Source organism: Streptomyces sp. NPDC042364, assembly GCF_056437585.1.
Map to the genome: position 1 here is coordinate 310,360 of NZ_JBWKAJ010000006.1, position 19,477 is coordinate 329,836.

15 protein-coding genes are annotated in these 19,477 nt (G+C 67.5%); 8 read left to right on the forward strand and 7 right to left on the reverse strand.

Annotation, left to right across the window (positions count from 1 at the left end):
• Window positions 1-161: 161 nt before the first annotated feature.
• The 4 genes from rplI to rpsF all read right to left on the reverse strand — a co-directional run bounded on the left by rplI (window position 162) and on the right by rpsF (window position 1,898).
• Window positions 162-608 carry a 50S ribosomal protein L9 gene (rplI, locus tag AC067N_RS15580; protein ID WP_055537166.1) on the reverse strand — a complete coding sequence of 149 codons (447 nt, stop codon included), beginning with the start codon at window positions 606-608 and terminating at the stop codon, window positions 162-164.
• Between the two features lie 18 nt (window positions 609-626).
• Window positions 627-863, reverse strand: coding sequence for a 30S ribosomal protein S18 (gene rpsR / locus AC067N_RS15585; RefSeq protein WP_003949403.1), 237 nt, complete (start codon window positions 861-863; stop codon window positions 627-629).
• Window positions 864-944: 81 nt separating this feature from the next.
• Window positions 945-1,532, reverse strand: coding sequence for a single-stranded DNA-binding protein (locus AC067N_RS15590; protein ID WP_478679392.1), 588 nt, complete (start codon window positions 1,530-1,532; stop codon window positions 945-947).
• 75 nt (window positions 1,533-1,607) lie between these two features.
• A complete protein-coding gene (gene rpsF, locus AC067N_RS15595; RefSeq protein ID WP_004950685.1) occupies window positions 1,608-1,898 on the reverse strand; it encodes a 30S ribosomal protein S6 in 291 nt (96 codons plus the stop codon).
• Between the two features lie 264 nt (window positions 1,899-2,162).
• Between rpsF and AC067N_RS15600 the strand changes: the two genes are divergently transcribed.
• From AC067N_RS15600 to AC067N_RS15610, 3 genes are all read left to right on the forward strand, one after another.
• Window positions 2,163-2,477: a hypothetical protein gene (locus tag AC067N_RS15600; protein ID WP_478679393.1), complete on the forward strand. Its 315-nt coding sequence runs from the start codon at window positions 2,163-2,165 to the stop codon at window positions 2,475-2,477.
• A 223-nt stretch (window positions 2,478-2,700) separates the two neighbouring features.
• Entirely contained in the window at window positions 2,701-3,822 is a 1,122-nt protein-coding gene (gene femX, locus AC067N_RS15605; RefSeq protein WP_478679394.1) for a peptidoglycan bridge formation glycyltransferase FemX, read from the forward strand.
• Window positions 3,823-3,888: 66 nt separating this feature from the next.
• On the forward strand, window positions 3,889-4,920 hold the full coding sequence (locus AC067N_RS15610; RefSeq protein WP_478679395.1) for an alanine racemase: 1,032 nt from the start codon (window positions 3,889-3,891) through the stop codon (window positions 4,918-4,920).
• 126 nt (window positions 4,921-5,046) lie between these two features.
• Here the strand turns inward: AC067N_RS15610 and AC067N_RS15615 are convergent, their stop codons facing one another.
• Together AC067N_RS15615 and AC067N_RS15620 are read right to left on the reverse strand one after the other, a co-directional pair.
• A complete protein-coding gene (locus AC067N_RS15615; protein ID WP_478679396.1) occupies window positions 5,047-6,546 on the reverse strand; it encodes a glycosyltransferase family 87 protein in 1,500 nt (499 codons plus the stop codon).
• A gap of 106 nt (window positions 6,547-6,652) precedes the next feature.
• Window positions 6,653-9,319 (reverse strand): transglycosylase domain-containing protein, encoded by a 2,667-nt coding sequence (locus AC067N_RS15620; RefSeq protein ID WP_478679397.1) that lies wholly within the window; start codon window positions 9,317-9,319, stop codon window positions 6,653-6,655.
• Between the two features lie 373 nt (window positions 9,320-9,692).
• Between AC067N_RS15620 and AC067N_RS15625 the strand changes: the two genes are divergently transcribed.
• From AC067N_RS15625 to AC067N_RS15635, 3 genes are all read left to right on the forward strand, one after another.
• The gene (locus AC067N_RS15625; RefSeq protein ID WP_478679398.1) at window positions 9,693-10,370 is read left to right on the forward strand and encodes a PadR family transcriptional regulator; all 678 of its coding nucleotides are present in this window, start codon (window positions 9,693-9,695) and stop codon (window positions 10,368-10,370) included.
• Window positions 10,371-10,414: 44 nt separating this feature from the next.
• Window positions 10,415-11,497 (forward strand): inositol-3-phosphate synthase, encoded by a 1,083-nt coding sequence (locus AC067N_RS15630; protein WP_478679399.1) that lies wholly within the window; start codon window positions 10,415-10,417, stop codon window positions 11,495-11,497.
• Window positions 11,498-11,598: 101 nt separating this feature from the next.
• Window positions 11,599-12,915, forward strand: coding sequence for an MFS transporter (locus AC067N_RS15635; protein ID WP_478679400.1), 1,317 nt, complete (start codon window positions 11,599-11,601; stop codon window positions 12,913-12,915).
• Between the two features lie 124 nt (window positions 12,916-13,039).
• Here the strand turns inward: AC067N_RS15635 and AC067N_RS15640 are convergent, their stop codons facing one another.
• On the reverse strand, window positions 13,040-14,488 hold the full coding sequence (locus AC067N_RS15640) for a CCA tRNA nucleotidyltransferase (RefSeq protein WP_478679401.1): 1,449 nt from the start codon (window positions 14,486-14,488) through the stop codon (window positions 13,040-13,042).
• Window positions 14,489-14,723: 235 nt separating this feature from the next.
• On the opposite strand from AC067N_RS15640, the gene AC067N_RS15645 reads away from it, so the two are divergent.
• Together AC067N_RS15645 and murJ are read left to right on the forward strand one after the other, a co-directional pair.
• Window positions 14,724-17,144 (forward strand): DUF6049 family protein, encoded by a 2,421-nt coding sequence (locus AC067N_RS15645; protein WP_478679402.1) that lies wholly within the window; start codon window positions 14,724-14,726, stop codon window positions 17,142-17,144.
• A 47-nt stretch (window positions 17,145-17,191) separates the two neighbouring features.
• Window positions 17,192-19,408, forward strand: coding sequence for a murein biosynthesis integral membrane protein MurJ (gene murJ / locus AC067N_RS15650; RefSeq protein ID WP_478679403.1), 2,217 nt, complete (start codon window positions 17,192-17,194; stop codon window positions 19,406-19,408).
• Window positions 19,409-19,477 lie beyond the last annotated feature (69 nt).

The following is a 19,477-nucleotide window of genomic DNA, read 5'->3' on the forward strand; positions in this document are numbered from 1 at the left end:
ATCCGTGTTTCACGTGAAACATCACCCGCTTCACGCTCTTTCACATGGAACAGCCACCCGGCTCCGGCACTCCAAGCGCTGAGAGGACAGCGCTGCACCATGCATATGGGGCCGCACCCTTGACGGATGCGGCCCCACACAGTGCTTATCGCACGCAGCGCTTAGGCCGCGATGACCTCGATGTTGACCTTGGCGGCAACCTCGGGGTGCAGACGCACAGACGTCTCGTGAGAGCCCAGCGTCTTGATCGGAGCAGCCAGCTCGATGCGACGCTTGTCGACCTCGGGGCCACCGGAAGCCTTGATCGCGGAAGCGATGTCGGCCGGGGTGACGGAGCCGAAGAGACGACCAGCGTCGCCGGAGCGGACAGCCAGACGGACCTTGACGGCCTCGAGCTGACCCTTGACCTGGTTGGCCTGCTCGATGGTCTGGATCTCGTGGATCTTACGAGCACGACGGATCTGCTCGACGTCCTTCTCGCCACCCTTGGTCCAGCGGATCGCGAACTTCCGCGGGATGAGGTAGTTGCGAGCGTAGCCGTCCTTGACGTCGACGACGTCGCCAGCAGCGCCGAGGCCGGAGACCTCGTGGGTAAGGATGATCTTCATGAGTCTGTCACCCTTCCTTTAGCGCGCGGTGGACGTGTAGGGCAGCAGCGCCATCTCACGGCTGTTCTTGACGGCCGTGGCGACGTCACGCTGGTGCTGCGTGCAGTTGCCGGTCACGCGGCGGGCACGGATCTTGCCGCGGTCGGAAATGAACTTCCGCAGCATGTTCGTGTCCTTGTAGTCCACGTACGTGACCTTGTCCTTGCAGAAAGCGCAGACCTTCTTCTTCGGCTTGCGCACAGGCGGCTTCGCCATGGTGATTCTCCTGTGTGATCAAGAAGTGTGGGGTACGGCCCCGCCCTCGACCGACGGACCGGTGATCCGGCCCGAGCGGTCCTAGAAGGGGGGCTCGTCCGAGTAGCCGCCACCGCCGCCGGAGCCTCCGCCCCAGCCGCCACCGCCACCGCCACCGCCCTGGTTGCCACCGGCGGGAGCGCTGGTCGCCCACGGGTCTTCAGCGGGAGCGCCGCCGCCCTGCTGGCCGCCGCCGGAGCCTCCGCCCCAGCCACCGCCACCCTGGCCGCCGCCACTGCCACCGTAACCACCCTGGCCGCCTCGGCCGGCGGTCTTGGTGACCTTGGCCGTGGCATTGCGCAGGCTGGCGCCGACTTCCTCCACGTCCAGTTCGTAGACCGTGCGCTTGACGCCCTCACGGTCCTCGTAGGACCGCTGCTTCAGCCGGCCCTGCACGATGACGCGCATGCCTCGCTGGAGCGACTCGGCGACGTTCTCCGCCGCCTGACGCCAGACGGAGCAGGTCAGGAACAGGCTCTCGCCGTCCTTCCACTCGTTCGTCTGACGGTCGAAGGTGCGGGGAGTGGACGCGACACGGAACTTCGCGACCGCCGCACCGGAAGGGGTGAAGCGCAGCTCGGGGTCGTCGACAAGATTGCCGACGACCGTGATGACGGTCTCGCCTGCCATGGGGGAACCTCTCGGCGGGTTTGCTGCTGGCTGCTGGTGCTGCTACTCGGAACCCGAGATCAGCTGAGCGGAAGCTCAGTGGGTCTCGGGACGGAGGACCTTGGTCCGGAGGACCGACTCGTTCAGGTTCATCTGGCGGTCGAGCTCCTTGACGACCGCAGGCTCGGCCTGCAGGTCGATGACCGAGTAGATGCCCTCGGGCTTCTTCTTGATCTCGTACGCGAGACGACGACGGCCCCAGGTGTCGACCTTCTCGACCTTTCCGTTGCCCTCACGGACGACGGAGAGGAAGTTCTCGATCAGCGGGGAGACAGCACGCTCCTCGAGATCGGGGTCGAGGATGACCATCACCTCGTAGTGACGCATGTGGAACCCACCTCCTTCGGACTCAGCGGCCACGGTCGTTCCGTGGCAGGAGGGTTGTGATGCGTACGCAACGGTATCGGCCACCACTGACAATCCGGGCTCCCCGCTGGGGATCCCTGTCATGGCCTGGGCAGACACCGGTGCAGACGGTACAGAGTACCCGCACACCCGCTTCCGGTTGAAATTCGGCGGTGGTGACCGTCAATCTGTACACATCGGGTGTGTATGGCGCTACGATGCGCCGCCTTCCGCAGGAGGTGCCCCATGGCACAGACATTGCGACCCAACATCGCCGGATCTCTTTTCGCGACCGACGACAAGCCCCACCCCGTGCAGGACACGCTGCTCGCCGTGACGCTCGTCCTCGGTGCGGTCTCCTTCATCACGGCGATGTTCCACCACCTTCATCTGATCAGTTCCTGGACGGGGCTGGTGGGAATCCTGACCGGCGCATACGGGCAGTTCATCTCGGAAACGACTCGTGAGCGCTTCGGCCTGATCGTGGGTCTCGGTGCCTCGGCCGTCGGCTTCTTCCTCGGCATGGCCCACGGAGGCCTGTTCGGTGGGGTCATCGGCTGACTCCTTCTCTCCGGCCGCGCGGTGTGGGACGGTGCCCTGCGCTGTCCGCCGCCCCACATCGGACCAAGCGGCCGAATAGCACCGACTGACGCCCCGGCCAGGTACCGGCCGGGGCCCAGGTCCCATGCGGCCATTCGGCGTGCCCGCAGGGCGCAGTAGGCTTCGGCGCGAGAGCCGGAGCCCCTGTACCCATGGGGACACACCAGCCCGAGGAGCGCCCCGAATGAGCCTGACCCTGAGGACGATCAGCCGAGAGCAGCATCTGGCGTACATCCAGAGCCTGCCCTCGGCGAGCCACATGCAGGTCCCGGCCTGGGCCGACGTCAAGGCCGAGTGGCGCTCCGAGAACCTCGGGTGGTTCGACGACAGGACCGGTGAGATCGTCGGCGTCGGCCTGGTGCTGTACCGCCAGCTTCCCAAGATCAAGCGCTACTTGGCCTATCTCCCCGAGGGCCCGGTCATCAACTGGTTCGCGCCCAACCTCACCGACTGGCTGGAGCCGATGCTCGCGCATCTGAAGAACCAGGGCGCCTTCTCGGTGAAGATGGGCCCGCCGGTGATCATCCGGCGCTGGGAGGCCACGTCCATCAAGAAGGGCATCCAGGACCCGGATGTGAAGCGGCTGCGCGACATCGAGGCCGACTTCATCGAGCCGCGTGCCTTTGAGGTCGCCGACAAGCTGCGCCGCATGGGGTGGCAGCAGGGTGAGGACGGCGGGGCCGGCTTCGGTGACGTACAGCCTCGTTACGTCTACCAGGTGCCGCTGGCGAACCGCTCCCTCGAAGAGGTCCACAAGAACTTCAACCAGCTGTGGCGCCGCAACATCAAGAAGGCCGAGAAGGCCGGCGTGGAGGTCGTCCAGGGCGGCTACCACGACCTGGAGGAGTGGCAGCGGCTGTACGAGATCACCGCTGTCCGCGACCGCTTCCGGCCGCGGCCGCTGTCGTACTTCCAGCGCATGTGGACGGCCCTCAACACCGAGGACCCCAACCGCATGCGGCTCTACTTCGCCCGGCACAACGGCGTGAACCTGTCCGCCGCGACGATGCTGGTCGTCGGTGGGCACGTCTGGTACTCGTACGGCGCCTCGGACAACATCGGCCGTGAGGTCCGGCCCTCGAACGCGATGCAGTGGCGCATGCTGCGCGACGCCTACGCCCTCGGGGCGACCGTCTACGACCTGCGCGGCATCTCCGACTCGCTGGACGAGACGGACCATCTCTTCGGTCTGATCCAGTTCAAGGTGGGCACAGGCGGTCAGGCCGCCGAATACCTCGGTGAGTGGGACTTCCCGCTCAACAAGCTGCTCCACAAGGCTCTCGACATCTACATGTCGCGTCGCTGATTCCCCCCGTTTTCGCTTCCATCCCTCTGATACACCGCAGCCACGAGAAAGGTTCCGGGACCGGCCATGGCGCTCACGCTCTACGTCGACACCGCGCGCTGGCGGGCACACCACAAGCACGTTCAGGAGCAGTTCCCGGGACTCGTCCCCGTCTGCAAGGGCAACGGCTACGGCTTCGGGCACGAGAAGCTGGCGGAAGAAGCCACGCGCCTCGGCGCGGACGTCCTCGCCGTCGGCACGACGTACGAGGCGGCCCGGATCAAGGACTGGTTCAGCGGTGACCTGCTGGTGCTGACGCCGTACCGACGGGCCGAGGAGCCCGTCCCCCTGCCCGACCGGGTGATCCGTTCCGTTTCGTCGGTCGACGGCGTGTACGGCCTCGTGGGTGCCCGCGTGGTCATCGAGGTCATGTCCTCGATGAAGCGGCACGGGGTGAGCGAGCAGGAACTGCCCCAGCTCCACGCGGCCATAGAGAACGTGCGTCTGGAGGGCTTCGCCATCCACCTGCCTCTGGACCGCACCGACGGCTCGGACGCCGTCGAGGAGGTCATCGGCTGGATGGACCGCCTGCGCGCGGCCCGTCTCCCGCTGCACACCATGTTCGTCAGCCACCTGAAGGCCGAGGAACTCGCCCGTCTCCAGCAGCAGTTCCCGCAGACCCGCTTCCGGGCGAGGATCGGCACCCGGCTGTGGCTGGGAGACCACGAGGCGACCGAGTACCGCGGGGCCGTCCTCGACGTCACCCGGGTGGCCAAGGGTGACCGCTTCGGTTACCGGCAGCAGAAGGCGGCTTCCGACGGCTTCCTGGTGGTCGTGGCGGGCGGTACGTCGCACGGAGTGGGGCTGGAGGCCCCGAAGGCCATGCACGGCGTCATGCCGCGCGCCAAGGGCGTCGCCCGGGCCGGTCTCGCGACGGTCAACCGGAACCTCTCTCCGTTCGTCTGGGCCGGCAAGCAGCGCTGGTTCGCAGAGCCGCCGCACATGCAGGTCTCGATCCTCTTCGTGCCCGCGGACGCCCCGGAGCCGCAGGTCGGCGAAGAACTGGTGGCCCATCTGCGGCACACCACCACGCAGTTCGACCGGATCGTCGACCGCTGAGACACGCTTTCCCGGGACGCCGGGCGGTGGCTCGCCGGACCGGACCGCACGCCGTGGCAATGCGAAAGGCCGTATACGGAGACGCCCGTGTACGGCCTTTCGCATTGCTCGACCTGTCGCGTTCGCTCAGGGCGAACGGTCCGCGGGGTCCTGATTGCCCCACTCCACGAGCGGCCCTTCGAAGTGCGCCGCGTGCTGCGGGGGACGGGCTGCGGCACCGTAGACATGGACGTCGTCCGCGCCGTCCAGCACACCGCCGGACGGGTCGTCGTCACCGGCGCGGCGCACCATGTCCCGCTCCGGCATGAAGATGTCGCGTACGACCATGACGCACAGATACAGGGTTCCCAGCACGTGGGCCATGATCGCCGCGTGGTAGCCCTCTGGGGGCAATCCCTTGTGGGCCTCTCCGCTGGTCGTGTACGCGAGGTACATCCAGATCCCCAGGTAGTACACGACCTCGCACGCCTGCCAGATCAGGAAGTCCCGCCAGCGGGGCCGGGCCAGCGCGGCCAGCGGGACAAGCCAGAGCACGTACTGCGGCGAGTAGACCTTGTTGGTGAGGATGAAGGCCGCCACGATCAGGAAGGCCAGCTGGGCGAAGCGCGGTCTCCGTGGGGCGGTCAGCGCGAGTGCGGTGATGCCCGCGCTGATGAGGAGCATGGCCGTCATCGCGTACGCGTTGGCCGTCTCGGGGGTGATCGGGAGGTTCATCCGCTGCGAAATGACGAGGAAGACCGAGCCGAAGTCGACGCCACGTTCCTGACTGAAGCGGTAGAACTTCGCCCACCCATCGGGCGCCAGGAGCATCACGGGCAGGTTCACCGCGAGCCAGGCCCCGACAGCGCCGAGGGCCGCGGTCCCGAACTCCCGCCACTTGCCCGCTCGCCAGCACAGGACGAAGAGCGGGCCGAGCAACAGGAACGGGTAGAACTTGGCGGCTGTGGCGAGCCCGAGCAGCACACCGAAGGCCAGGGGACGCTGCCGCGACCACATCAGCATCGCCGCAGCCAGCAGGGCCACCGCGAGGAGGTCCCAGTTGATGGTGGCCGTCAGGGCGAAGGCAGGCGCCAGGGCCACCAGCAGGCCGTCCCAGGGACGCCGGCGATGGACGCGCGCGGAACACACGGCGATGACCGCCGCGCACGCCATCAGCATGCCTGCGTTGACCATCCAGTACCACTGCTCTTGTTCCTGGATGGTCCCGCTGCCCGGGGTGAGCCACGCCGCGACCTCCATGAACACACCGGTCAGCACCGGGTACTCGAGGTACTCCATGTCGCCGGGGATCTTGTCGAAGTACGGCACCAGCCCGTCGGCGAAACCGCGCCCCTGGTAGAGGTGGGGGATGTCGGAGTAGCAGGCGTGTGTGTACTGGGAGCTGGCCCCGAAGAACCAGGCGCCGTCGTAACAGGGCAGCTTCTGCACCATGCCGAGCGCGAACATGCCGATCGCGACCAGGGCGACGACCCTTACCGGGGTCCACCAGGATGTCCCGAGCAGCGCACGCCGCCCGATGGGGCCCCCGATCAGCTCACTGCCGGCCGCAGCGACCTCGTCCTCTTTGGTCGGCCGTACCGGCTCCGGCTCGTCCACGCTCATTCGCGTCGTCTCCGCACTGGGCATGCCGCACATCCTGCCGTACGCGCCCAGGAGTACGCCGAGGGCCGCCGCACCTCAGTGGTGCGGCGGCCCTTGTTTCACGTGAAACACCCTCTACCGGGACGGAGAGCTATCCGGTCGGCCCTCCGAAGAGTCCTCCGCCGTTCTGATTGCCTCTCGTATCGTCCTGCGGGTCGGTCGGTGTCGCTGTCACCCCGCCGTCAGTGCCGCCGGTGTCCGCTCCCCCCGTATCCGTGCCGCCGGTGTCGTCACAGGTCGGATCGAAGGGGTTCTTGCAGGGCTTGTCACTGGGTGTGGGCGACGGAAGAGCGGGCTCGCTCTGGGACGGCGACGGGGACGGCTCCGGGCTCTCTTCCGGGGCCTCCGACGCCGAGGGGGTCGGAGTCGGGTCCGGGTCGTCGTTGACGATCACGCCGATGGGCTGGGGCTCCGGGAACGCCTTCGGCGGGACGTTCTTGAGCGCGTCCTCCATGTAGTCGTGCCAGATCTCGGCCGGGAACGACGCACCATGGATCGTCTCCTGGCCACCCGTGCCGTACATCTCCAAGAACGTGCGGTTCTTGTTGGATTCGTCGTCGTCCATGCGGTACATGCTGATCGCGGTCGACAGCTGCGGGGTGTACCCGACAAACCAGGCAGACTTGTTGCCGTCGGTGGTACCGGTCTTGCCGGCCACCTCGCGGCCGGCCAGCTGGGCCGAGGTGCCGGTTCCCTTTTCGACGACGGTCTTCAGGACATCGGTGACATTGTCGGCGACATCCGCGGTGAAAGCCTCCTTGGGGGCGGCGATCTCGTCGTGGTCGAACCGCGTCAGGCCCTCGTACTCGACCTTGCTGACGGAGAACGGGTCGTTCTGCTTGCCACTCGCGGCGAAGGTCGCGTACGAGCCCGCCATGCGGATGGCGCTGGGGTCGGAGATACCGATCGAGAACGAGGGGAAGCCGGTGCCCGTGAGGCTGTCCTTCTTGAGGCCCGCCTCGATGGCCGCTTCCTTCACCCGGTCGAGACCGACGTCCATGCCCAGCTGGACGAAGGCGGAGTTCGCCGAGACCCGCATCGCCTCACGAAGATCGATCTGGTACTTCGGCGGGCTACCGTACGACTCGTCGCCGTCGTTGGCCTGCAACCACTCCTTGCCCTCTTCGTTGGTCCAGACGGTGCCGTCGTAGTCCTCGATCTTGAGGTCGTTCTTGCCGCTGTAGAGGCTCTTCGGCGAGACGATGGTGCGCTCGTCCTGGGCCTGATCCGGATCCAGACCCGGGTCACGCTTGCCCCAGGTCATGGCCGCAGCCAGGACGAAGGGCTTGAACGTCGAACCGACCTGTGCGCCGGTCACGTCGGCATTGTTGGTGAAGTGCTTGGTGGCGTCCTCACCACCGTAGATCGCCTCGATGGCGCCCGACTTCGGATTCACCGACGCCCCGCCGAACTGGACATGCGTGTCCGTCTTGGGGCGCAGCTTGGGCTTGATGTTCTCCTTGCGCACCTTCTTCACGGCCGCCTCGAGTTCCTTGACCTTGTTCTTGTCGAAGGTCGTGTGGATCTCGTAGCCGCCCCGTTCGAGCTCCTTCGGCGTGATGTTGGTGTTGTTGAGGATGTAGCCCTTGGCCGTGTCGACGAGGTAGCCGATCTGCCCGCCCAGCTGCGCGTTGGACCGGGGCCGCTGGATCTTGGGGAACTGGGTGTACTTGGCCCGTGTGGACGCCGAGAGATGCTTGTCCTTGACCATCTCGTCGAGGATCCACTCCCAGCGCTCCGTGGCCCGCTTGGTGTTCGCCTGTGCTGAGGCCGCCGGGTCGATCGATGTCGCCCCGGCCGGGTCGTAGTACGTCGCGCCCTTGAGGACGGCGGCGAGGAATGCGCACTGGCTCGGATTGAGTTCTTCCGCGTCCACGCCGAAGTACGTGCGGGCGGCTGCCTGAAGGCCATAGGCGCCACGGCCGAAGTAGGCCGTGTTCAGGTAGCCGCGCATGATCTCTTCCTTCTCGACGGAGGCGCCGACCTTCACGGAGATGAAGAGCTCCTTCACCTTCCGGGAGAGGGTCTGCGACTGGTCGTCGAGCATGGCGTTCTTGACGTACTGCTGGGTGATGGTCGATCCACCCTGCGTCTGGCCACCCTTGGCCATGTTGACGACGGCACGCGCGATGCCCATGGGGTCGACGCCGCTGTCCGTTTCGAACGTCTTGTTCTCGGCCGACATGACCGCGTAGCGCATCGCCTTGGGGATCTTCTCGTAGGCGATGATCTGGCGGTTGACCTCACCACCCGTCGCCACCATCTGCGTGCCGTCGGACCAGTAGTAGACGTTGTTCTGCGCCGTCGCGGCCTCGGCCGGGTTGGGGACGGCCACGACGGCGTAGCCGATACCGGCGGCCGCCACGAGGCAGCCGAAGAACCCGATGAACAGCCCCGTCACCTGACGCCAGGACGGCACCCACCGCATGGCCCCGTACTTGCCTGCGCGCGGATAGTCGATGAAGCGCTTCTTGCCGGGTGGAGCGGGCCTCCCTCGGCCCCGCCCCGGGCCGCGTCCCGCGGGCTCGGCGGCTCTGCGGCGGCCGCCGCCGGTGCCGGTGCTTCTCTGCACCGCCCGCCGGGCGGCTGCACGGCCCTCGTACAGGGTGTCATCACCTCCCGCCCCATAGGTCTCGGAAAGTGACCCGCTGGTGCCCCGCGGTGCAGCGCGGCGGCCGGAGGACGCCGATTGGCCGCGTCTGGCCGCGGCACGTCCGCCTCCCTGCGGCTGCGGCGGTTTGCGACGGTGCTCGCTCATCGAACGACTACTCCTCGGGCAGGCGCACCCGTGCGCGCCTGGAAACGGCGGCTGGTTTCCGGTCCCCCCGAAGTACGGATGCGGTCGTGTTGGCATTCATCCGTACCGCACACGGGACGACGACGTGCTCTAACGTCACTCGGCTCCCGTTGGTGTGCATGCCGCACAGACTACGCACCACCAAAACCCTCTGAGCACCGAACTTCACCCCAAATCCGGCAACTTGCTTCCCACTAATCGGTGATGTGACCCCGTTCACCGTGCCCCCACTTGTCGCATACGTAGGGGCGTTCTATCGTCATGATGTATCGAGTCGATACATCAGCTCGACATAGAGGGTGTCGGGAAGGCCAGCGGGAGAGGGGAGGCGACGATGAGCCGGCGCTCCGGAATCCTCGAGTTCGCCGTACTCGGCCTGCTGCGCGAAGCCCCGATGCACGGCTATGAGCTGCGCAAACGACTCAACACCTCACTGGGTGTGTTCCGCGCCTTCAGCTACGGGACGCTCTACCCCTGCCTCAAGACGCTGGTCGCGAACGGCTGGTTGATCGAGGAGTCGGGGGGTGCCCAGGACGACGCTCCCGCCGCCCTCACGGGCCGCCGCGCCAAGATCGTCTACAGGCTGACGGCGGAAGGCAAGGAGCACTTCGAGGAACTGCTCTCGCAGACGGGCCCCGACGCGTACGAGGACGAGCACTTCGCCGCTCGCTTCGCGTTCTTCGGGCAGACCTCCCGGGATGTGCGGATGCGCGTGCTGGAGGGCCGTCGCAGCCGTCTGGAGGAACGGCTGGAGAAGATGCGTGCCTCGCTGGCGCGCACCCGCGAGCGCCTCGACGACTACACGCTTGAGCTACAGCGCCACGGGATGGAGTCCGTGGAGCGCGAGGTGCGCTGGCTGAACGAGCTCATCGAGAGCGAGCGGGCGGGCCGTGATCTGAAGGGTCGCGCCCATGGAGAACCCGCTCGCGACACCACAGAGGGAGCGCCGGGCGCCCTGCCCCGGTTCGGGGACGTCCCCGAACCGGATGCGCCCGGCGACACCGCCACGTGAGGTCCCTGCCAGGACCTCACTCGTACACACAGGGAGCAACCGGAATGGGTTCGGTTCGCGTAGCCATCGTCGGCGTGGGCAACTGCGCCGCGTCGCTGGTGCAGGGAGTCGAGTACTACAAGGACGCCGACGCGGCGGCCAAGGTCCCCGGCCTCATGCACGTGCAGTTCGGTGACTACCACGTCGGAGACGTGGAGTTCGTCGCGGCTTTCGACGTCGACGCGAAGAAGGTCGGCCTCGACCTCGCGGACGCCATCGGGGCCTCCGAGAACAACACCATCAAGATCTGTGACGTGCCGAGCACCGGCGTGACCGTCCAGCGCGGCCACACACTCGACGGTCTCGGCAAGTACTACCGCGAGACCATCGAGGAGTCCTCCGAGGCCCCGGTCGACGTCGTTCAGATCCTCAAGGACAGGCAGGTCGACGTCCTCGTCTGCTACCTGCCCGTCGGTTCCGAGGACGCGGCGAAGTTCTACGCCCAGTGCGCCATCGACGCCAAGGTCGCCTTCGTCAACGCCCTCCCGGTCTTCATCGCCGGCACCAAGGAGTGGGCGGACAAGTTCACCGAGGCGGGCGTCCCGATCGTCGGCGACGACATCAAGTCCCAGGTCGGTGCCACCATCACGCACCGCGTCATGGCGAAGCTGTTCGAGGACCGAGGCGTCGTCCTGGACCGCACGATGCAGCTGAACGTCGGCGGCAACATGGACTTCAAGAACATGCTCGAGCGGGACCGCCTGGAGTCCAAGAAGATCTCCAAGACCCAGGCCGTCACCTCCCAGATCCCCGACCGGGAGCTCGGCGAGAAGAACGTCCACATCGGCCCGTCCGACTACGTGGCCTGGCTCGACGACCGCAAGTGGGCCTACGTCCGTCTTGAGGGCCGCGCCTTCGGTGACGTTCCGCTGAACCTGGAGTACAAGCTGGAGGTCTGGGACTCCCCGAACTCCGCCGGCGTCATCATCGACGCGCTGCGCGCCGCGAAGATCGCCAAGGACCGCGGTATCGGCGGCCCGATCCTGTCGGCGTCCTCGTACTTCATGAAGTCCCCGCCGGTCCAGTACTTCGACGACGAGGCGCGGGAGAACGTCGAGAAGTTCATCAAGGGCGAGGTCGAGCGCTGACCGGACAAGACGCGGGGCACTAAGTCCGCTCGTTCTTCGGGTCGTTGAGGGTCCCCGGGTCGTACACCCGGGGGCCCTCCCTGTATGTGAGGCTGTGCCCCATGGCTGTCGTACGAGACCTGCGGGTGCTCCTGCGCTTCCGGGACTTCCGGCGTCTGCTCGCCGTACGGCTGCTCTCACAGGGGGCGGACGGGGTCTACCAGGTCGCGCTCGCCACCTACGTCGTGTTCTCTCCGGAGAAACAGGCGTCCGCCGCGGCGATCGCCTCGGCCATGGCCGTCCTGCTCCTTCCGTACTCTCTCGTCGGGCCCTTCGCCGGCGTCCTGCTGGACCGCTGGCGGCGCCGCCAGGTGCTGCTGTACGGCAATCTTCTGCGCGCGCTGCTCGCTTCCGTGACGGCCGTCCTGATGCTGATGGACGTTCCCGACTGGCTCTTCTACGTCTCCGCGCTCTGCGTCACAGCGGTCAACCGCTTCGTGCTGGCCGGACTCTCCGCCGCGCTGCCCCGTGTGGTCGACGCCGACCGCCTGGTGGTCGCCAACTCCCTCTCTCCCACCGCAGGCACTCTCGCCGCGACAGCGGGCGGTGGCCTCGCCTTCGTCGTCCGGCTGGTGGGCTCGGACTCGGACGCCGCGGTGGTCCTCCTCGGTTCGGCTCTGTATCTGTGCGCGGCCCTCGCCTCACTGCGCATCGCCCGGGATCTGCTGGGCCCGGACCCATCGCAGGTGCAGCGGGACCTGGGTGCCGCGATCGCCGGCACGGCCCGGGGGTTGGTCGCCGGGGTACGACACCTCGTCGCCCCGGGGCGGCGGGCGGCGGCCTGGGCGCTGGCGTCGATGACGATGATGCGGTTCTGCTATGGCGCCCTCACGGTCATGGTGCTGATGCTGTGCCGGTACGCCTGGTCATCCACGCCCTCAGGAGCGCCCGACGCCGAGGAGGGGCTCGCACTGCTCGGTCTGGCCGTGGGGATCTCAGGGGCGGGATTCTTCACCGCCGCCGTGCTGACGCCCTGGGCGGCCGGTCGCCTGGGACCGGCCCTCTGGATCGTGACGTGCGCCGCGACCGCCGCTGTGCTGGAACCGGCTCTGGGGCTGCCCTTCACGGAGGGGCCCATGTTGACCGCCGCGTTCGTCCTTGGGTTGATCACTCAGGGAGCGAAGATCTCGACGGACACGATCGTGCAATCCGTCGTGGACGACGGATACCGCGGTCGGGTCTTCTCCCTCTACGACGTCCTCTTCAATGTGGCATTCGTCGGCGCCGCAGCCGTCGCCGCTCTGATGCTCCCTGCCGATGGACGCTCTGTCGCCCTGGTCGTCACCGTGGCAGTGATCTATGGAGCGGTCGCCGTCGGCATGGCCCGCTTCGGGAGGTCAAGGCAGTCGCGTGAGGCAGGTCCACGCTCGGCAACCTGAGCGCCGATGTTTCACGTGAAACATCGGGGCTCGGCAAGCCGAACAACAGCAAGGGCAGTGCACCCGGGCACGGCCGTGGGGTGCGGTGTTTCACGTGAAACACCGCACCCACCCAGAGCAGAGCTCACGAAACCCGGGGCCTCTGGGCCCACCACTCCTTGAGAGCCGCCACCGCTTCGTCATGTTCCATCGGACCGTTCTCCAGCCGCAGCTCCAGCAGGAACTTGTAGGCCTGCCCGATGACCGGGCCCGGAGCGACACCCAGGATCTCCATGATCTGGTTACCGTCGAGGTCCGGGCGGATGGCGTCCAGCTCCTCCTGCTCCTGAAGCTGCGCGATGCGCTCCTCCAGACCGTCGTACGCACGGGAGAGCGCGCTCGCCTTGCGCTTGTTCCGTGTGGTGCAGTCGGAGCGGGTCAGCTTGTGGAGACGGTCGAGGAGCGGGCCGGCGTCACGGACGTAGCGGCGGACGGCGGAGTCCGTCCACTCGCCGGTGCCGTACCCGTGGAAGCGCAGATGCAGCTCGACCAGGCGGGAGACGTCCTTGATGAGGTCATTGGAGTACTTGAGAGCCGTCATACGCTTCTTGGTCATCTTGGCCCCCACCACCTCGTGGTGATGGAAGGAGACCCGGCCGTCCTTCTCGAAGCGCCGAGTACGGGGCTTGCCGATGTCATGCAGAAGCGCCGCGAGTCGGAGGGTGAGGTCGGGCCCGTTCTCCTCGAGCGCGATCGCCTGCTCGAGGACGATCAGGGTGTGGTCGTAGACATCCTTGTGCCGGTGGTGTTCGTCACGCTCGAGGCGCAGCGCGGGAAGCTCGGGCAGCACGTTCCGGGCGAGGCCGGTGTCCACCAGCAGGGTCAGCCCCTTGCGCGGGTGAGCGGAGAGGATCAGCTTGTTCAGCTCATCCCGCACCCGCTCCGCCGAGACGATCTCGATCCGTCCGGCCATGTCGGTCATCGCCGACACGACCTCCGGCGCGACCTCGAAGTCGAGCTGCGCGGCGAACCGCGCGGCGCGCATCATGCGCAGCGGATCGTCGGAGAAGGACTCCTCCGGCGTGCCGGGGGTGCACAGCACCCGGGCGGCGAGATCCTCCAGCCCACCGTGCGGGTCGATGAACTCCTTCTCGGGTAGCGCCACGGCCATGGCGTTGACGGTGAAGTCACGCCGCACGAGGTCTTCCTCGATGGAGTCGCCGTAGGACACCTCCGGCTTGCGAGAGGTCCGGTCGTAGGCCTCCGACCGGTAGGTCGTCACCTCGATCTGGTAGCCGTCCTTCTGGGCCCCCACCGTGCCGAAGGCGATCCCGACCTCCCATACCGCGTCGGCCCAGGGGCGCACGATCTTCAGAACGTCCTCGGGGCGGGCGTCCGTCGTGAAGTCCAGGTCGTTGCCGAGCCGGCCGAGCAGCGCGTCCCTGACCGATCCGCCGACCAGCGCGAGCGAGAACCCCGCCTCCTGGAAGCGTCGGGCGAGATCATCGGCGACAGGGGCGACGCGCAGCAGTTCACTCACCGCGCGGCGCTGTACCTGGCTCAGGGCACTGGACTGTTCGTTGGCGTTCGGCACAACAGAAAAGGGTACGTGGCCTCCGTGGCGGTGGTCGCCTCCATTGAACGTGCACAACGGCTTCGCGCAGATGCCCCCGTCCCCGACCCCTTTGATACAGGCACATACAGGGACAGCCCGGCCGATCGCCCGATCTTGTGGAGCGGACCGCGGCACTTCACCTCAGCGCGCATCGTTACCATGCCTGGACGCACATTCCGACGACCACTGACGACGACGAGGGACGGGCGAGCGCGTGGCCGAGGCGGCAGACTTCCAGGGGACCGGTCCCTCACCTGCCCGCCGCTGGCTGCTGCGCACGGGCGCAGTGATCGCCGGCGCACCGCTGCTGGCCGGTCTGCTCCAGCTCTCGGCCGCTCCGGAAGCCACGGCGGCACCGAAGGCGGCGACTGCCGCTGCCACGGGCAGCAACACCGTCGATGTCTCCCTGGACTCCCTCAGCCCCAGCGTGCCCACCGAGGGCGACACCGTCACCGTCTCCGGCACAGTCACGAACAAGGGCAAGCAGACGGTCACGGATGCCCACGTGGGCCTGCGGGTCGGCTCGGCGCCCCTGACGACCCGCTCCTCTATCGACAGCACGGCCAAACGCAATGGTTTCGACCAGTTCGCCGACGGGACGGAGGTCGGCGGGAAGTATGTTGCGAAGTTCTCCAAGCTCGCCTCCGGAGTGGCCCACCCTTTCACCATCTCGGTGCCCGTCAAGGAACTGGACCTCGACTCGGACGGCGTCTACCAGCTCGGCGTCTCCCTCTCGGGTCAGACCCCTGCGGCCCGGTATGACCAGATCCTCGGCATCCAGCGCACGTTCCTCCCGTGGCACCCGGACGACGCGGACACCAGGACGAAGACGACGTACCTCTGGCCTCTGATCTCCACCAGCCACCTCACGGCCGAGACCGGACCGGGAGAGCGCCAGACGCCCACCTTCCTCAACGACGACCTGGCCAAGGAGATCTCCGCGGGCGGTCGCCTGGAGCAGATGCTGGCGCTGGGCAAGGATCTCGACGTCACCTGGGTGATCGACCCGGACCTGTTGGCGTCCGTCGTCGCAATGACCGAGACCTACAGCGTCCAGAACGGGAACACCCCGGTCCCGGGCAGGAGCCAGGCCGTCGCCAACGCGTGGCTGGCGGACCTCGAGACCGCGGTCCAGGGCAAGGAAGTGGTCGCGCTCCCCTTCGCGGACCCGGATCTGGCGTCGCTGGCGCAGAACGGCAAGGCCGTCACGGGCTCCCTCAGCCGCCTCAAGGACGCCACCGATGTCGCTGCCGACACCGTCGAGAACATCCTCCACGTGGAGCCGAACACCGAGTTCGCGTGGCCCGTGAACGGCGCGGTGGACCCGTCCATCATGAAGGTCGCCACCTCGGCGGGGGCCGACAAGGTGATCGCCCGCAGCGACAGCCTGCAGGAGAACCGCGGGCTGTCCTACACACCCACCGCGGCCCGCCCCATCGGCGGCGGCACCACGGCGGTCGTCGCGGATGCCCAGCTGTCCACGGCCTTCCAGGGCGACATGACAAAGGCCGAGAGCTCCACCCTGGCGGTGCAGAGGTTCCTGGCCCAGAGCCTGATGACAAACCTGCAGACCGACAAACAGCGCAGCATCGTGATCGCCCCGCAGCGCATGCCGTCGGCCAGCCAGGCCCAGACGATGGCACAGGCCCTGACGGCGCTCCAGGGCGGTACCTGGTCGCAGTCCCAGGACCTGTCCGCGGCCGCCGAGGCGAAGCCCGACCCGAACGCCAACACCAGGATCCCCTCCGCTGCGGCGTACCCCAAGTCGCTGCGCAAGCAGGCGCTGCCGAAGTCGGCGTTCGAGCAGATCCACGGCACCCAGAGCGACCTCGACCGCTTCAAGGTGATCCTCAACCGCCAGTCGCGCGTGGTCACTCCCTTCGGCCGGACCATGGACCGGGAGATGTCCACGTCCTGGCGGGGGCACACCGCGGACGCGCGGGCCTACCGCGACGGCGTGCAGTCGTACCTCGACACGCTCACCAGCCAGGTCCGGCTGATCGAGAAGTCGGAGACGAAGCTCTCGGGCCGCAGCGCCACGATCCCGGTGACCGTGCAGAACAACCTCGTCCAGGGTGTCGACCTGACTCTGCGCCTCACGTCGCAGCTTCCGAAGCGCCTGAAGATCGGTGACGAGGACCACGACGAGCAGTCGATCGACATCTCGGGCGGACACAGCGAGTCCGTGAAGTTCACCACCAATGCCAAGGCCAACGGCAAGGCCGACGTCGTCGCCCAGCTCTACACGAAGGACGGCCAGAAATACGGCGACCCGGTCGTCTTCACCGTGAGCGTCACCGAGATCACTCCCACGGTGATGCTGGTCATCGCCGGCGGTGTCCTGCTCCTCGTGCTCGCCGGCTTCCGCATGTACACCCACCGCAAGCGCGCCGCCGCCCGCCAGGAGACGGAGGGCACCTCGCAGAACGAGGCCCCGGCGGAGACTTCTCCGGGCGAGGAAGCGAACACAGAGGCGACCTCGGTCGTACACACTGACGGAGTCGTACACACTGACGAAGGAAAGTCCTCGGCCGAGTCCGGGGCAGACGCGCCGGAGCACCCGAGTGACCCGGCCACGGACACCGCACCGGAAAACACCGACCGGTCCGGAACGGGTGAGAGAGTGGACCGTTGAGCGATTGTCGTGGCCGGTGGGCCCGGGGACGATGAGGTGGGGTAACCATGAACGCGCCGTACGACGGTGACCACGGCCAGGGCGCGGCCAACTCGGGCCATCCCGACGGCTCGCTGCCCGGGTCGGCCCAGGTCCCGCCGCAGCCCCCCGCGGACATGTACCTCCAGGACGCCTACGACCAGGACCCCTACCGCGAGCGGGATCTGTCCGCCCAGGACCCGGTGGCCGAGGCGCTCTACGACCGCGCCGCGCACCCTCCGCCGCCGGGCGCCCATCAGCCGCAGCAGCCCCTCTACGGGCAGCCGGCGCCGGCGCAGTACGCCCCGGACCCGCGTGTGTGGGCCCAGACCCCCGCGCCCGAACCGGACGGCCCGTCGCGGCACATGCCGTACGGCGACAACGCCCGTACGACCCAGTTCGTGGGAGTGGACGACCTGGTCACACAGGCCGGCGAGGAGCGCCACGAGCCCGACGCGTTCGCCCATCTCTTCCGGGACCAGCAGCAGAGCGGCCATGGAGCCATGGGACAGCCTTCCGTTCCGGGCCCGGCCCCCGCTCCGGGACCGGTCCCGGGTCGTCCGCAGCACGAGGAGCCCGCGCATCCCCCTGCGGCCGCACCGGCTGCGAAGAAGGGCGGACGGGCTTCGGGTCTGCTGAAGTCGAGCGCCGTGATGGCGGCGGGCACCATGGTCTCGCGCCTCACGGGCTTCATCCGCTCGGCGATGATCGTCTCGGCGCTGGGACTCAGTCTTCTCGGCGAGTCCTTCCAGGTGGCTTACCAGTTGCCGACGATGATCTACATTCTGACCGTCGGCGGCGGCCTCAACTCCGTCTTCGTACCTCAGCTCGTCCGAGCCATGAAGGAGGACGACGACGGCGGGGAGGCGTACGCCAACCGACTGCTGACCCTGGTCATGGTCGTCCTCGGCGTCCTCACCGCCCTCGCCATGTTCGCCGCGCCCCTTCTCGTCCGCGCGTTGTCCACGCCCCTCGCCGAGAACGCCGAGGCCAACGACGTCGCCGTCACCTTCACCCGGTACTTCCTGCCCTCCATCTTCTTCATGGGCATCCATGTGGTGATGGGCCAGATCCTCAATGCCCGTGGCCGCTTCGGCGCCATGATGTGGACTCCGGTCCTGAACAACATCGTCATCATCGTGACGCTCGGTGCTTTCCTCTGGGTCTACGGCAGCGCAGCCGACTCTCACATGACGGTCGAGAACATCCCGCCGGAAGGTGAGAGGCTGCTGGGCATCGGCATCCTCCTGGGCCTCGTCGTCCAGGCGCTCGCGATGATCCCGTATCTGCGGGAGACCGGGTTCCGGATGCGGCTCCGCTTCGACTGGAAAGGCCACGGCCTCGGCAAGGCAGCGATGCTCGCCAAGTGGACGATCCTTTTCGTGCTTGCCAACCAGGCGGGCGCCCTAGTGGTCACCCAGCTGGCAACCGCCGCGGTCACCGAGACGAACATCGCCGGCACGGGATTCAGTGCCTACGCCAACGCCCAGCTGATCTGGGGCCTGCCACAGGCCATCATCACCGTGTCCCTCATGGCGGCCCTGCTCCCGCGCATCTCGCGGTCGGCAGCCGAGGACGACGCGGGAGCCGTCCGCGACGACATCTCCCAGGGTCTGCGCACGACGGCGGTCGCCATCGTGCCGATCGCCTTCGGATTCGTCGCGCTGGGCGTCCCCATGTGCACCCTGATCTTCGGTTCTTCCGGCACCGGCGCGGCCACCAACATGGGCTTCATGCTGATGGCCTTCGGTCTCGGTCTGATCCCGTACTCCGTGCAGTACGTCGTCCTGCGCGCCTTCTACGCCTACGAGGACACCCGGACGCCGTTCTACAACACGGTCATCGTGGCCGCCGTGAACGCCGGCGCTTCCGCGATCTGCTTCTTCGTCATCCCCGCCCGCTGGGCGGTGGTCGGCATGGCCGCCTCCTACGGGCTCGCCTACATCATCGGTGTGGGCGTCGCGTGGCGGCGGTTGAAGAAGCGGCTGGGCGGTGACCTGGACGGCTCCAGGGTCATGCGGACGTACGCGCGGCTGTCCATCGCGTCGCTGCCCGCGGCGCTGGTCAGCGGCGCGGCCTGTTACGGGATCAGCCAGAGTCTGGGGCAGGGCGTCGGCGGCTCGATGCTCGCACTCGTCGGGGGAGGAATCGTTCTGCTAGGTGTCTTCTATGTCGCCGCGCGGCGCATGCGCATCGAAGAGCTCAACTCGATGGTCGGCATGGTCCGCGGACGGCTGGGACGCTGAGGCGGGGTTAGGCGCACAACCATCGTCCGTCGTCGCGTGTCGCTGATAGCGGCGGACTGTGGGCACAAT

Excerpts from the sequence above, each read along its gene's own strand:
- AC067N_RS15590 (WP_478679392.1), bottom strand. The coding sequence starts at position 1,532 with ATGGCAGGCGAGACCGTCATCACGGTCGTCGGCAATCTTGTCGACGAC.
- rpsF (WP_004950685.1), bottom strand. The coding sequence starts at position 1,898 with ATGCGTCACTACGAGGTGATGGTCATCCTCGACCCCGATCTCGAGGAG.
- AC067N_RS15630 (WP_478679399.1), top strand. The coding sequence starts at position 10,415 with ATGGGTTCGGTTCGCGTAGCCATCGTCGGCGTGGGCAACTGCGCCGCG.
- murJ (WP_478679403.1), top strand. The coding sequence starts at position 17,192 with ATGAACGCGCCGTACGACGGTGACCACGGCCAGGGCGCGGCCAACTCG.
- AC067N_RS15615 (WP_478679396.1), bottom strand. The coding sequence starts at position 6,546 with ATGCCCAGTGCGGAGACGACGCGAATGAGCGTGGACGAGCCGGAGCCG.
- AC067N_RS15610 (WP_478679395.1), top strand. The coding sequence starts at position 3,889 with ATGGCGCTCACGCTCTACGTCGACACCGCGCGCTGGCGGGCACACCAC.
- femX (WP_478679394.1), top strand. The coding sequence starts at position 2,701 with ATGAGCCTGACCCTGAGGACGATCAGCCGAGAGCAGCATCTGGCGTAC.
- AC067N_RS15635 (WP_478679400.1), top strand. The coding sequence starts at position 11,599 with ATGGCTGTCGTACGAGACCTGCGGGTGCTCCTGCGCTTCCGGGACTTC.
- rpsR (WP_003949403.1), bottom strand. The coding sequence starts at position 863 with ATGGCGAAGCCGCCTGTGCGCAAGCCGAAGAAGAAGGTCTGCGCTTTC.
- AC067N_RS15620 (WP_478679397.1), bottom strand. The coding sequence starts at position 9,319 with ATGAGCGAGCACCGTCGCAAACCGCCGCAGCCGCAGGGAGGCGGACGT.
- AC067N_RS15600 (WP_478679393.1), top strand. The coding sequence starts at position 2,163 with ATGGCACAGACATTGCGACCCAACATCGCCGGATCTCTTTTCGCGACC.
- rplI (WP_055537166.1), bottom strand. The coding sequence starts at position 608 with ATGAAGATCATCCTTACCCACGAGGTCTCCGGCCTCGGCGCTGCTGGC.
- AC067N_RS15625 (WP_478679398.1), top strand. The coding sequence starts at position 9,693 with ATGAGCCGGCGCTCCGGAATCCTCGAGTTCGCCGTACTCGGCCTGCTG.